Source organism: Streptomyces sp. NPDC006385 (genome assembly GCF_040612485.1).
GTDB lineage: Bacteria > Actinomycetota > Actinomycetes > Streptomycetales > Streptomycetaceae > Streptomyces.
Genome location: NZ_JBEXQG010000081.1, coordinates 1 through 14,085, shown reverse-complemented (window position 1 = coordinate 14,085; position 14,085 = coordinate 1). Strand labels below are relative to the sequence as shown.

The window sequence follows — 14,085 nt, the reverse complement described above, 5'->3', positions numbered from 1 at the left end:
GCTGTCGTACTCCTCGGGTGTCATGTGGGACGCGGGAGGAAGATCCCGGCGGGCCAGGAAACGGGCAAGTTCCGGCGCGTACGGCCTCGTTGCGGACGTGGCCGCCATCTCTGTCGGCCCTGGCCAACGGTCAATCACAATACATCTTGAAATTCAATCAGGCAACAATCACAATACATACTGGAATATCAACAAGGCGCTTGCGCCCGTCGGGACGGGTGCGTTAGATTCGCGTTAGATTTGAACTCTGAGGGTGGAGGTGGAGATGGGGGGCAGCGACCCGGTCGCGGCTGTACTCGACCGGATCTCGTTCGACGGCCCGGTGCCGCCACTGCCGGACCCGGCGGAACGGGTCAGGCTCCGCGAGGCGTTCGGCTGGACCGTGACCCAGATGGGCCAGGCCAACGACGTTCGCCGCGAGACGGTGTGGACCTGGGAATCGGACCCGCCCCGCACACCGCGCGGTGAGAAGGGACAGCGGTACGCCAGGATCCTCGCCTACTTCGCCGCCCAACTCGCTCGCGCTGGTGCGGAGGGTGGCTCGGCCACCTTGGAGCCCGAACGCGAGCCCGAGCCGGCGCCGGATGCGGTCGCCGCGGAGGCGACTCCTCTCGAGTTCGACTTCGACATCGAGGACCCTCCCGAGCTCGCCTGGTCGGACACCGAGCCCGCCCCAGCCCTCGCAGAGACGGCGGTACCCGAGTTCGACGCGCCCGGCTCCTGGATCGACCTGCCCGAGGGCGTCACCCGGCTGTGCGTCCGCTGCGGGCACCCGACCTCCAGCGTCGTAGACGGCCAGCCCCGTCACGTGTACCTCCAGGCCATGGCCGCCATGGGCATGCCCCGCTGCGGCACCCGGCCCACCACTCAGGCCGAGCCCGCCTCCACCCCGCGTACCGAGACGACGGCGCCCACGCCCGCCGTGGCCACCCCCGCCCCCATCCCCGCGGCACCGGCGGTCGCCGCACCGGTGGCCGCCCCCGCACCGGAACTCCCCGCTGCCGCCGCACCGTCCGCCCGTCCGTCGGCCGGGCCGCGCCGCCCGGCCACCCCTCCGGCCTCCCGCCGTACGACCCGCACGGCGAAGAAGCCGGCCGCGAAGCCGGTGCCGCCGGAGTACGCCGACGGCCCGCTGGCCGTTCTCGACATCACCGACGGCGCCCTGACCGCGCACCTCGCCGACGGCCGCACCGTGCCGTGCCCGGCCAAGACCCTCCAGGCCCTGGCCGCGTGGGCACTGGACAAGCGGAAGATCCGCCTGGGCGCGGCCAAGGTCCACGACAACGGCTTCGACCAGGACCCGCTGATCATCCTCACCGAGAGCGCCGTCGCCCACTTCGGCCTGCCCACCGACCTCGCGGACCAGGAAGACCTCCGCCTGCCGGCCGACCACAAGGCCATCAAGAGCCTCACCAAGGCCGGATGGGAACTCACCAAGGCGGGGTTCGGCCCCTGGCCGCGGATCTTCAAGCGCCTCGACGGCAAGCGCCACTGCATCCAGCTCTTCCTCACCCCCTGGGGCGCCCTGGAGAACCGCGTGTGGGGCCAGGCCGGCGATCTACCCGCGGGTGACCTCGCCACGATGCTCGGCACGTACGCCCGACTGGTCATCACCCCCCGCGGCACCGTCGCCGTCACCGGCGAAGAACTCATGACCTCGCTGCGCCCGCCCACCAAGGCCGAGTGGAGCCAGGACGAGGGCAAGTACGTCTCGGCGAAGGTGCCCCACACCCTTCACACTCTCGTCGACCCCGCCCCGTGCGAGGCCCCCGACGAGCACCCCGTCGTCGCCGCCGACTACCCGGAGGAGGGCTCCCGGCCCGCGAGCGAGGCCCTCGACGAGGAGGCGTGCATCTGGGTCCGTCCCGCCGAGCTGATCACCGACGCCGAGCGGGCGTGCACCCACGTCGCAGCTCTGGACGTGCAGGTGGCCTTCCTGGCGGCGTGCCGCCGGCTGCACGTCGGCACCGGTCCGGCCATCCACTACCCCCGCAACCCCGACTTCGACCCCGACCTGCCCGGGTCCTGGTTCCTCGACCTCTCCCACGTCGAGACCGACGCGCGCCTGCCCAGCCCCTTCACCTCCAGCGGCGTACGCCCCGACGGCCCCGGCTGGTACGCCACCCCCACCGTCGCCTACGCCGTCGAACTCGGCGCCGACGTCCGCCCGATGGAGGCGTGGGTCCGGGAGACCCACAGCCCCTACCTCCAGCCCTGGTACGACACGCTGCGCGACGCCTACCTGACCGTGATGGCCGACCTCGGCGTCACCAAGGACCTCGACGACGAAGCCTTCCTCGCGGCCATGGCCGTCTACAAGGACGGCGACCCGCTGCTGGTGACCCTGGCGAACGCCATCAAAGCCACCGCCAAGTCGGGCATCGGCAAGCTGCGCCAGCGCCCGAACATGGGCGTCGACCACGTCTTCGGCGACCCGTGGCCGGCCCTGAAGCGCCTGACGTGGCGGCCCGACATCCGTGCCATGATCCTGTCGAAGGCGCGGACCAACATGCACCGTAAGATGCACAACCTCGCCACCACGGCGGGCCGTTACCCCCTCGCGGTCAACAACGACTGCGTCGTCTACGCCACCGACGGCCTGTCGCCGCTGCCCCTCCTCCTCGGCCCCGACGGCGAGCCGATCCGCGGCGGGTTCCGTCTCGGTGTCAACCCCGGCTCCGTCAAGCACCAGGGCTCCCAGACCATCGGCTGGGCGCTGGACCTGCTCGCCGACGGAGTGAACATCGCCAACGAGATCAAGGACGCCAGCCTTGTGCGCGTGGCCTGAACCCAAGGAAGTTGACTGACCGTGGGACTGATCGAAGACCGCCTGGATGAGGCCGCCGAGACCGCCTACTCGCAGCCGATCCCCAAGACCCTCGGCGCCCGGATCCGTTTCCTGCTCAAGCAGGAGAAGGGCGTCAGCCGTGCTGAGGCCGCCCGCGCGGTCGCCGAGAAGATCGGCAAGTCCCAGCGCACCGTCGAGCGCTACCGTGACGACAAGATCAAGACGGCGAAGCCCGAGACCGCTGCCCTCGTCGAAGCCGAGGTCAAGAAGCTCTGGCAGCCGATCGTGAAGGCGAAGAAGCTCCAGGCCGCCGTCACCACCGGTGGCATCAAGGTCGACGTACGCGGCAAGTTCGGCTTCACGTCCCCCAAGGGCACCACCAACGACCCCCGCTACCGCCGCCTCACCCGCCGCCTGGACGCCACCACCGCCGCCGCCCTCTTCGAAGCCAAGGCCGCCGGCGCCGCCGAGGAAGACCTCGCCCAGATCGTCGCCGACGGACTGCGCGACGACTACTTCACCGACGGCGGCACCCGCGCCACCTCCCTCCAGCAGGTCGAGCTGACCGGCATCGACCACATCCGCTTCAGCATCACCTGACCGCCGACCACCCCCGGCTGAAAGGACCGGCCACCCCGTGACCGCGACCATCACCACCCCGCCGCCCAAGATCAGGCTGCGCCCGCACCAGTCCAAGGCCGTCCACGCCGCGCACACCGCGCTGCGCCACACCGCCCGGACCTCCGTCGTGATGGCCTGCGGCACCGGCAAGACGTACGTCGCCGCGCGCACCGCCGCCCGCGTCGCCCCCCAGGGCACCCGGCTGGTGCTGCTGCCCACCCTGGAACTCCTCGCCCAGACCATCGACGACTGGCGCACCGCCGGCATGAGCGGCCCGGTCCTGGCCCTGTGCTCCAAGCGCCCCACCACCCTGGGCGAGCCGGTCGCGTTCACCACGGACCCGGCTGCCCTGGCCGCCACCGTCCGTCAGAACCCCGGCCTGACGGTGTTCGCCACCTACCACTCGCTGCACCGCGTCCAAGACGCCCACCACCGCTTCGCCCTGCCCGCCTGGTCGCTGATCGCCATCGACGAGGCCCACCGCACCAGCGGTGACCTGGGAAATCGCTGGGCTGCCGTCCACGACGACGAGCTGATCCCCGCACACAAGCGGCTCTACCTCACCGCCACCCCGAGGATCTGGTCGGCCGGCGAGCCCGGTGACGACGAGGACGACTCGCTCGTCGCGTCCATGGACAACCCCGACCTGTACGGCGACACCTGCTTCCGCCTCCCGCTCGCCGAGGCCATCGACATAGACCTCCTGGCCGACTACCGCGTGGTCGTCATGGAAGTTCACGAGGCGACCATCCGCACCCGGCTCGGGATCTCCGACAAGGCCACCGAAGCCGAACTGCGCCAGGCCGCGCTCCAGATCGCCGTCCTGCGGGCCATGGCCGAGCTCGACCTGCGCCGCGTCGTCTCCTTTCACCACCGCGTTGCCGACGCCCATGCCTTCGCCGGCACCCTCCGCGAGACCGCCGCCCTCCTCTACGCGCTCGACGAGACCGGAACCAGCTGTCCCGACCCGGGCGAGCTGTGGGCGACCGGCCTCGACGGCACACAGGACCCCGCCTACCGCCGCGAGCTCCTCGACCGCTTCGACGGCCGCCCCGGCGAGTTCCTCGAGCCCGCTCACCGCACCTTGATCGCGAACGCCCGCCTTCTCGGCGAGGGCGTCAACATCCCCAGCATCGACACCGTGGTCTTTGCCGACCCCAAGGAGTCGATCGTCGACACGGTCCAGGCCGTCGGCCGGGCGCTGCGCCAGAAGCCCGGCCAGGGCAAAAAGGCCACCCTCATCGTCCCCGTGTACGTCGCCCCCGGCGAGGACGCCGACGACCTCATGGGCTCGAACCTGTACCGGCCGCTCTGGCGCGTCCTCCAGGCCCTGCGTGCTCACGACGACCGCATCGCCGACCGTCTCGCCGTCCCCCAGCAGCCCGCCCACCCCGTCCCGGACGAGGAGGACGAGGAGACGGGCGTGCCCGTGGACGTCGTCTTCGACCGGCCCTTCCCCGCCGACACCATCGCCCAGGCGTTCCGGCTGCGCGTCCTCCACCCCCGCGAAGCGTCCTTCCGCCGCGGCCTGGAAGCCGCCACCGCCTACCAGCAGCACCACGGGCACCTCGACGTCCCCCGGCTCTACGACGACGAGAACGGCTTCGCACTGGGCCGCTGGATCAACCGGGCACGTAAGGCGTACGCGGCCGGCACCCTCAAGCCCGCCCAGATCAAGTCCCTCGAACACCTCGGCATCATCTGGAACCTCCAGACCCAGGCCGCCGAACGCGGACTCCTCCACGCCCGCAACTGGGCCAACCGCCACGGCCATCTCGCCGCTCCCACCGGCGAGATGGCCGGCGACTTCGCCCTCGGCCGCTGGCTCACCAACCGCCGAGCCGCCGCCCGCACCCGCGCGGACAGCGGACTCGAACCCGACCCCACCGACACCGCGCTCACCGAGATCGACCCGTACTGGAACCCGCCGTGGCCGATCACCTGGCAGCGCCTCTACTACACCGCCCGCACCTACGCCAACGCGAGCATCACCCTCGACGACCTCCCCGCCGACTTCGTCACCGACGACGACGAGCCCCTCGGCGAATGGGTCCGCACCCAGAGCACCGACTACAGCACCCTCCACCCCGAACAGCTCCGGCTCGTGCGCGAACTCGGCATCAGCCTGATCGAATCCGCCGAAGACGAACCGCCACAGCCCACCGGCCGCGCCGCCCGCCAGCAGCGGCAGCTCGACCAGGGCCTGGCAGCCGTCGCCGCCTTCCGCGACCGCGAAGGTCACCTCCACATCCGCCAACGCGACACCGTCACTCTCGACGGTGAGGAGTACAAGGTCGGTCAGTGGCTCAAGAACCTCCGCAAACGCTGGGACGAGCTGCCCCCCGAACACCTCCACGCCGTCACCGCCGCAGGCCTCACCCGCCACCCACAGACACCCGAGGCCACGATCAGCGGCTGAACGTCCCACCCCACCGAGGGCCGGGTTCCGCCGGCGAAAGGGCCCCGAGCACGAGAGGCACGTATACCCACCATGCGACAGCCATCGGAGAACGCCCGCAGCATGACCGCCTCCCTCGCCCAGGCCCTCATCGCCGCAGAAGACGGCCTCATCGCTCATATCCGCCAGCACGCCGAGCTCATCTCGCGGGCCACCTACCGCGTACCCGACGACAGACCCGAGGTTCAGGTGAAGGCTGCGCGGTTCATTTCGGAGATGGTCTGGCGGCGGCGGTCATCGAGTGTGCGTCCCCACTTGGTGTTGGAGTAGTACACGAACCGTCCGGTGGCGGGTTCCCGGAAGTCGATATTGCATCCGACGGCTGTGTGCGTGTGGTCGCACAGGCAGGTGCAACTCTTGTCGTCGACTTCCCAGCCGAGTCCGGTGGGGCCGTTCCCAAGGAGCCGAATGAGGTCCGGGCACGGAGGACCGTCGGTCGTCTCCAGGCGGAAGTTCCCGCCGATGGCGCTCCAGGCGTCGGTGCTGTTGATCGAGCCGGGGCCGGCGGTCGCCCGGATTCGGCGAAGCAAGGGGGAGAAAAGCGAGGCGGATTCGAAGGACGAGGCTGCGGTGGCGGCGTAGGCGGCGCGCTCCACAGGTGTCCAGTCCGGCTCGCTTTGGAGCAGGTCGTAGTCGGCGGTGAGCCGGTCGACGATGCGTTGCCACCACCACGGATTGAACCCGGTCAGCATGATGCGGGCTGGCATTCCAGGCCGGTGAAGGCAGATCTGGCTGCCTTCACGACGGAAGCGGAGGCCGGCCACGCCGCTGACCTGGTCCCGGGGGTCCAAGGCGTCTTCGCTGCTCAGGCGGGGGAGGAGGAACTCAGCCCAGTAGTGGGCGACGTACGGCTCGTTGACGACCCGGATCGTCAGTTGATCTTCCTCGGGTCGGACGTGGACGATGCCCAGGGGGTGCTCGGAGAGGCCGCCGATCTTGCAGCATGCAAGAAAGACCGCGGTCTCCAGCTGCGCCTGCTCCGGGTGACGGGCTGCGGGGATAGGGAGCGCTTGGCCGCTTTCCCCGAGGAGTGTGCAGAGGGCCTGGTGGGATTCGCCGGTGCTGCGGCGGCGGTCTTCGGTGAAGGCCAAGGCGGCCAGAGGGGGCATGATCGCTTTTCCGCGCCGGACCGGCCCCCGGCGGCGAGCGCTTTGTACGGTGGTCCTGTCGGTGTGGTGCGAGCGGTGAGACTTCTGGCCGGTCCTCGGCGAAGGAGCTGCGGGGGCTTCTTCCATCGCGCGGCCGGGCGTTCACGTTGCCCAAGCTGATGACATCGGGAGCCCGGCGTCCAGTCAAGGAGGCGCAACGGCCGGTGCCCCATCCGGCAACGAGGTACGCCCACCTCTTGCCGCGCCGCCGGGCGGCCTTCCCCGACGTGCGACTTCCCCACCGCACAGGCCGACGGTGATGAGTTGCGTCCGACGCGCGGCCCGCGCGCATGAGCAAGCGGTCAGCCGACGCCCTTGGGGGGCGTTCCGATGTGGGGTGGATAGTCGGAGGACCCGGGGGCCGAGTTATCCATCAAGACGTAGCCGTGTGCGGCCATCACTTCCTTCTGGAACTCCACCATGAGCTCGGCACCCTCCCTGGCTCGGGAAGTGTCGTTGCCCGCGCCGGAGGAGAAGAAGCGGACCAGAGCGCCAGCCGCGGTGTCCCCGGCATCGCAGGTTCGGCACAACTCCAGGCGGATCGGTTTTCCGGACGCATCGAGTTGGGGCATCTGCGCGGCGAGGATGAGCGGGCCGTTGCATCGGGAGCAGGAGGGCAGGTCGTTACTGCGCTGGATGGATACGTGAGCCATGGCGCCCCCTTGATCGCTGGGAGCGCCATCCAACCTTCAACGAAAGGGCTGGTCAATGGTTTTGCCGGGCCTGGAGCCGAGGGCCAAGTCGAGGACCGCCCGCGGAGACCAGTCAGCCCTTGCCCTCGGGGGTGGGGATGTGGCTCCGGCAGTGTCGGACTCCCGTTTCCAGTGGAAACGGGGGCCAGTGCGTGCGTCAGTTTTCGGCGTCGGCCATGGCTGCTGCTCCTCAGCTGTACTCGTAGCGAGCGGCCCGGTCATCCATCTCGCGGTCGTACTCTTCGAGCCGGTGGAGGAAGGGGGCGAACACATCCTGGGCCTGGGCCGCGGTGATCTGACCGGTCTCGATGGCGGCGAGGAGTTCCAGCACGGCGGGGAGCTCCACGGCGGCGCCGTAGCCCGGCTTGTCGGTGCGGTGCTCGGAGTAGACGGCGCCTACGGATCCGCGGACGCCGGGCAGGACGAGGGGGCCGGCGTTGATGTCGCGGGTGACGTCGTACGGCATCGGGTGTTCCTCCAGGTTGGTCAGGCGGGGCGGATCACGGCGCCAGTGGCGTCATACCCAGAAGGGGCCGCCGCGCTGCGACAGGACGGTGGGGGTGAGCGTGCTCTCGAGGACGGCTTGCCGCCACAGGGTGCGGTTCCTGTAGGGGACCTGGTCGATGTCCTGGGGGTTGTGCTGCCACTCGGCCAGGTGCTGAGCGACAGCGGCGAGGACAGCGGCGTCACCAGCCGCGGCCTCCTGCGGCCTCGCCGCGTGCAGCGCGGTCACAGCGGCATGGGCCGGGTGGTAACTCAGCCCCATCACGGGCTCCGGCGCGTCGATCCCCTGCCGGAGCGCGGTGATCGCCTCCTGGAGGTGCGCGTCGTCTTGCGGTGCGGGAACCGTCAGCAGCGCTTCGAGGAGCACCGCGGCCTCGGTGGTGTTCAGCAGTGTGGTGCTGCTGCCGCTGAAGGTGTGGTGGAAGACCCGCAGAAGCACGTCGGTGAGGCGGGGCTTGGCCCGCCGGTCGAACAGGCAGTGGGCGCACAGCCAGGCCATCGGAACGTACGGCTGGCGCGGGTGGGGCATCCGGCCGATGAGTTCGCCGGCCATCACCGGCGCGGCGCACAGGTTGCAGGAGGAGTCCGTGACGGCGTTCTTCGCGCGCATCGGCGCGGTCAGGCCGTCGGGCTCGGGCGGTTCCGGGTGGGTGTATGCGCGGTATGAGTCGGGGTTCTCGATCCAGGCCCGGGCCTGGATGATGGCGTCGCGCAGTTGCTCGTCCGTTGCCTCGGCGCGGCTGGGCGCGACCATCCATTCGTTCAGCTGTTTCTGGACGAAGGGGATCGGTTCGCGTAGCGCTCCCGCCAGGGGCCCCACGTAGGTGGCGAGGAGCTTGCGCAGCTCGGCCCCGTGCAGCTTGTCGAGATCCTCCGAGGAGGGAGCGGGGAGCCCGGTCGGCATGGACGACGGGTCTTCCAGCCACCGCTCGACGTTGGTGAGCGCGACGCCGAGCTGGGCCAGAGAGATCCCTGACCGCGTCTTCGCCCCGATTGAGTCGTTGACGATGCCGTTGACCCGGCGTCCGTGGATGTCCGTCGCGGCGGCGAGCTGCTCCACCTTCCAGTTGAGCCGCTGCCTCGCCTGGTTCTCGGTGAGCAGGACGACCGGCTCGCACGTCCGGCATGGAACACCGGCCGCGGGGGCTGGCCGTTCGCCGCACTGCCCGCAGACGAACCCCGGGCATGCCGAGCACAGCGTTTCGAGGCCCTCGCTGTCCCCAGCGGCAGGCGGGCACAGCTCCTGGCGAAGCTGATCGGCGAGCGACCGGCACTCGCCCGCGCAGTTCGCGGCGGCGGCCGCGGCGCCGGGCTGATGGACCAGGGCCTCGCGCACGGTAGGCCACAGCGCGGTCGCGTGGGGGTCGGTGAAGTCGTCGGCATGCCATTGCTCGAGCTGTGCGGCCCGGTAGGCGGCCAGCAGGCGTTTGTCGCTGCCGCCTGCGACCTTGTGGTGCTCGCGGTCATCGAGGCAGCCGCAGGGCAGCCGCTCGGCGTATCCGCAGAACTCGGCGCCGAAGGCCCCGCACTGCGGGCACATCGTCCACTGGTAGGGCTCGTCGTCGTAGACGCTCATCCCGTTCGCCTCGTGGAACCGCCATGGCCCGTTCCACGGGTCGGGGCGGCCCCACGTGTCGACGCCTGCCGTGTCGTCAGGGAAGAACGGGCCCTCGGCCAGCACGGCTTTGCCGTGCCAATCCTCCGGAACCTTCACCGGCGGGCAGCTGTCGGCCTCCTCGTCCCGGCCGCTGAACCACTCGTCGCAGCCGGAGGCCGCCATCGCGAACCGGGCCCACCACACCGGGGCCTCGACCTCCGCCATGAACCAGATCCGCTGCTCCGGCAGCCAGAACGCCGGCGTGCGCGGCGAGCCCTCGCTGTCGTAGAAGGTCGCCGGCTCGTACGCCCACGGCACCCGCAGGTGGTCGAAGAACACCGACCAGCGGGCGTGGAGCTCCGTACGGAACTCCACTTTGATCACCTCGTACACCACGTGCCGCTCCCTGCCGATGCCTCTGGGCTGTTGCAGGGCCTCACCCTCCACCCGGCAGGACGAGCACCGATGCGCGCCGTCACCGGTTCGGCCCATCGGTGTCCCTCTGCCGAGGTACGGCACTCGGCTGTCGGTGCCACGCCGTAGCGTGCGGCCATGACGTTCACGTTCATACCGCCGGTTCCGGCGGAACAGATCCGGCAGCTGCCCACCCGGGACATTGCGCTCCTCCTCCTGCAGCACCTCGCCGGCGGAACCGGCTTCCTGCAGTACGGCGGAACGATGGGCTCGGCCCGCCAGGCGTTCCAGGACGAGCCGGACACCGACGTTCTCGTCGACCGCCTCTCCGATGCCTGGACCTGGCTGGAGGCACATGCGCTGCTGTCCCGGGTGCCCAGCCAGTCGGAAGCCTTCCGCCAGCTCTCCCGCGACGGCAGGAACCTGGCGAAGGATCCCGAGGGCATCACGCGGTTCGAAGCCCGCCAGCGGCTGTCCGGCCCGCTCCACCCGGCCCTGGAAGACACGGTGCGCACCAACTTCGACCTGGGCGACTACGAGACCGCGTGCTTCGCCGCGATGAAGGCGGTCGAAGTCGCTGTCCGGGACGCGTCCGGCCTCGACAACTCCCTGGTCGGCGTGCCGCTGATGCGCAAGGCGTTCCAGCCGCACCAGAACGGCAAGGCCGGCGGCCCGCTCGCCGACGCCGGAGCCGAAGGCGGTGAACAGGAGGCCGCTTCCGCACTGTTCGCCGGTGCCATGGGCGCGTACAAGAATCCCGCCAGCCACCGCACCGTCGACTTCGACGACCCCATCGAGGCAGCCGAGATGATTCAGTTCGCCGACCTGTTGCTGCGGCAGGTCGAACGCGCCAAGCGCCGCCAGACTGCCACGACCACGTAGCAGAAGCGCGGGCCCGGGGTTAACCGGGACCGGGCGCGTGCCGGAGCGAGCGGATCGCGCCGACGCTGCGGCATATTCGCGCTCCCGTGTCAGTCCCCGCTGCCACACTGCAACCATCCCCATTGCGGGGGTGGTTGACCTGATCGCCGACGAGAGGACCGATGCGTGGCGGCGGACTGGGATGCACTGGACTGGACATGCCCCACGTGCGTGGCTTCGCGCATGACGACGTGCACCACGAAGGACGGCCGCCCCCGGCCCACACACTTCGCCCGCCGCTTCACCTCGATCCTGCTGCAGTTCGCCGTACGCCGCGGCCGCGGCCAGCCGCCCGCCGAACGCGCCCAGATCGTACGGTCCCTCACCACGGTCCAGGAGTCGGACACGTCCGCCCGCGAGGGCTACCTGTGGCACCAGACCACGGACGAGCTGTACCTGTGGGACCAGGTGGTGGCCGCGGCCGGCCGGCACGCGGCGGCCGCCGTCGAGGGCCACCTCGACGGCGACGAGATTCGCGACGCAGCTGAGCAAGCCGCACACCGCATCGCCCAGGCACGAGACCTCCTGCGTGAATGGCACAGCGAGCGCGCAGAGTATCCGCTCGACGAAGAGCTCCTGGCGGGTGTACTGCGCCCAGCGCCGAGCCTGCTCGCCCGTGCCCGGCGCCGCGGCGATCTTCAGCGACTTGAAGCCGACCTCGCACGCCGGCCCGTGCACCTCGACCGGCCGGGCGGCACCTGGGCAGCGACATGGCACAGCGACGGCAACCTGACCGCGCACCGCGAAGACGGTCTTTGTGTGCGCGGCTGGAGCGCCACCCCCGACGCCACCGGGCAAGCCCTGCAGTCGTTCGAGGCCACCAGCCGCCACCGCCCACAGATCACCCTGACCTTGCATGGCGAACGGCCAGAAGCCCCCGCCGCGGGCAGTGACCCACCCGGCATCGATCGGGTGGATGTCCTGCGCGCCTTCGATGCCGACCGCGCCGCGCTCGACGCCACCGTCGCCGCCATCACCCAACTCCAGCGGGCCTGGCCCGAGCACGAGATCAGCGATCGGGTGCGCGCGGCCACCACCCAGCTCCAGACCAGTGCGCCGCAGTCGCCGCATTTCAACCTCTACAACCGCCAGCGGGAGCACGACTGGGCAGCCGGCGAGAGCGCCGCCTGGGTGCGTACCGACGCCATCGTGCACGCCATCGATAAGGTCTGGGGCGACTTCGACCGGTCCGAAGCCTCTCGCGGCCGCAGCTGGATACCCCGCGCTACCCGCGAACTACTCACCACCAAGCCCGAGCAGCTCGCCGCGTTCCTCCGCCACCACCTTGCCGAGGAACCCGCAATCTCCCTCAGCGTCATCAACGGACCGGCCGGACCGCTCTACAACGTCTCCATGGGCGGCGCCCATCGCACACACCTTTTTCGGATCTTGGGCCTGCCCTGGATGATCGCGAAGCTCTATGCCCGCATCCCACCCTGCCGGTTCGACGTCGCTTCCGTCATCGACACCGCCAAGGGCATGACCGAGGTCGAGCGGGTCGGGCGCGGCTGGCACACCCTGCTCGAGCGCGGCCTCCTCCACGGCCGCATCCGCTGCGAAGGCGACTTCGCCGTGCTCGACCTCGACCACGCCCCCGCGCCGTGGCTGCTCGGCGACGCCGCCCTCGCCAGCGCCTACAACACGGCCTACGATCGCGTGTACCCCGGCGCGCTGACCGAACTGGGCATCCCGGCCACCGCCTTGACCGGCCGCAAAGCCTGGGAGCAGTGGCTGTACGGCTGACGACCACCAACAACGCGGCATGGGCCATCGGCGTACGCCTATGACTGGTCGCCACAGTGGGCACCGGCGGAGCCTGCCGGACAGGCACGATGCGCCGTGGCGGTCGCGATAGATGGCACCGTTTGAGCATCGCTGTTAGCACTCGCTCGCGTTGGTCGCGGAACCCAGGTGTCTGCCGGACAACGGCCCCGCGCATCCCGAGACCGTGCCGACGAGGCGCCACTGTCATCCACCCCGACCAGGTGTCATCTATCGTGACCAGTCACACGGAGCGCTCCGCTGCTGGTGCAGCGTGCAGCATTGTCGGACCCCGGTGACAGGATGGCGTCAGAAGCGTCGCGTCCGCGCAGCGGCCGCGGCAACCCGAACGTCACGGAGTACCGCATGAACCGCAGTGAGCTGGTCGCAGCCCTCGCCGAGCGCGCCGAGGTGACCCGCAAGGACGCCGACGCCGTTCTGGCCGCCTTCGCCGAGATCGTCGGCGACGTCGTCGCCAAGGGCGATGAGAAGGTCACCATCCCCGGCTTCCTGACCTTCGAGCGCACCCATCGTGCCGCCCGTACGGCCCGCAATCCCCAGACGGGCGAGCCTTTGGAGATCGCAGCTGGATACAGCGTGAAGGTCTCGGCGGGCTCCAAGCTCAAGGAAGCCGCGAAGGGCAAGTAGCCCCGTCCCCCTCGTGCCGTGACCCACTCCAGGACCGCGACCTGGCTTCACCAGGTCGCACTCCGTCAGACGATCACTGCGTGGAGCCCGGATAGTTGCGGCGCCGACGGGGTAGAACGGACGCCGGGTGCCCTCCGTTTTCAGAGGGCTCCGACTCCAGACCAGCCGGGATTCCTCGGCAAGATCGAAGGACACGCAGTATGGCCAGCGGCACCGTGAAGTGGTTCAACTCGGAGAAGGGCTTCGGCTTCATCGCCCAGGACGGCGGCGGCCCGGACGTCTTCGCCCACTACTCCAACATCGCCGGCAGCGGCTACCGTGAGCTGGCGGAGGGCGACGCGGTCACCTTCGATGTGACCCAGGGACAGAAGGGCCCCCAGGCCGAGAACATCGTCCGGAGCTGACGGCCGTACGCGCCGCCCCGCCCGCGAAGATCACTGTGTAGAGTGGCCTCACCGACGCGGGGTGCGTCCCCGGCGCCACCGCCGACCGCGAGGACCAGGGCTTCCAGCTCCCGCTCGGCCTGCTGGCGC

11 protein-coding genes are annotated in these 14,085 nt (G+C 70.2%); 7 read left to right on the top strand and 4 right to left on the bottom strand.

Going from position 1 to position 14,085, the window contains the following annotated elements; genetic code table 11:
* Positions 1 to 265: 265 nt before the first annotated feature.
* From ABZ078_RS37845 to ABZ078_RS37835, 3 genes are read left to right on the top strand one after another with little or no spacing between them, the layout of a single operon-like run.
* A complete protein-coding gene (locus ABZ078_RS37845) occupies positions 266 to 2,788 on the top strand; it encodes a transcriptional regulator (protein ID WP_356583067.1) in 2,523 nt (840 codons plus the stop codon).
* 21 nt (positions 2,789 to 2,809) lie between these two features.
* The gene (locus ABZ078_RS37840) at positions 2,810 to 3,388 is read left to right on the top strand and encodes a terminal protein TpgA1 (RefSeq protein WP_356583065.1); all 579 of its coding nucleotides are present in this window, start codon (positions 2,810 to 2,812) and stop codon (positions 3,386 to 3,388) included.
* Positions 3,389 to 3,425: 37 nt separating this feature from the next.
* A complete protein-coding gene (locus ABZ078_RS37835) occupies positions 3,426 to 5,828 on the top strand; it encodes a Helicase associated domain protein (protein WP_356583063.1) in 2,403 nt (800 codons plus the stop codon).
* Between the two features lie 224 nt (positions 5,829 to 6,052).
* Here the strand turns inward: ABZ078_RS37835 and ABZ078_RS37830 are convergent, their stop codons facing one another.
* The 4 genes from ABZ078_RS37830 to ABZ078_RS37815 form a co-directional block, all read right to left on the bottom strand.
* The gene (locus ABZ078_RS37830; RefSeq protein ID WP_356583061.1) at positions 6,053 to 6,976 is read right to left on the bottom strand and encodes a hypothetical protein; all 924 of its coding nucleotides are present in this window, start codon (positions 6,974 to 6,976) and stop codon (positions 6,053 to 6,055) included.
* Positions 6,977 to 7,317: 341 nt separating this feature from the next.
* Positions 7,318 to 7,668, bottom strand: coding sequence for a DUF6300 family protein (locus ABZ078_RS37825; protein ID WP_356583059.1), 351 nt, complete (start codon positions 7,666 to 7,668; stop codon positions 7,318 to 7,320).
* Positions 7,669 to 7,897: 229 nt separating this feature from the next.
* Positions 7,898 to 8,173 (bottom strand): hypothetical protein, encoded by a 276-nt coding sequence (locus ABZ078_RS37820; RefSeq protein ID WP_356583057.1) that lies wholly within the window; start codon positions 8,171 to 8,173, stop codon positions 7,898 to 7,900.
* Between the two features lie 51 nt (positions 8,174 to 8,224).
* Complete coding sequence (locus ABZ078_RS37815; protein ID WP_356583055.1) at positions 8,225 to 10,300, bottom strand: hypothetical protein; 2,076 nt, start codon at positions 10,298 to 10,300, stop codon at positions 8,225 to 8,227.
* 60 nt (positions 10,301 to 10,360) lie between these two features.
* Between ABZ078_RS37815 and ABZ078_RS37810 the strand changes: the two genes are divergently transcribed.
* From ABZ078_RS37810 to ABZ078_RS37795, 4 genes are all read left to right on the top strand, one after another.
* Positions 10,361 to 11,104, top strand: a complete 744-nt coding sequence (locus ABZ078_RS37810; RefSeq protein WP_356583053.1) for a TIGR02391 family protein — start codon at positions 10,361 to 10,363, stop codon at positions 11,102 to 11,104.
* Positions 11,105 to 11,269: 165 nt separating this feature from the next.
* Positions 11,270 to 12,886 carry a hypothetical protein gene (locus ABZ078_RS37805; protein ID WP_356583051.1) on the top strand — a complete coding sequence of 539 codons (1,617 nt, stop codon included), beginning with the start codon at positions 11,270 to 11,272 and terminating at the stop codon, positions 12,884 to 12,886.
* Between the two features lie 384 nt (positions 12,887 to 13,270).
* On the top strand, positions 13,271 to 13,552 hold the full coding sequence (locus ABZ078_RS37800) for an HU family DNA-binding protein (protein WP_053679652.1): 282 nt from the start codon (positions 13,271 to 13,273) through the stop codon (positions 13,550 to 13,552).
* 200 nt (positions 13,553 to 13,752) lie between these two features.
* Complete coding sequence (locus tag ABZ078_RS37795; RefSeq protein WP_053679654.1) at positions 13,753 to 13,956, top strand: cold-shock protein; 204 nt, start codon at positions 13,753 to 13,755, stop codon at positions 13,954 to 13,956.
* Positions 13,957 to 14,085: the final 129 nt, after the last annotated feature.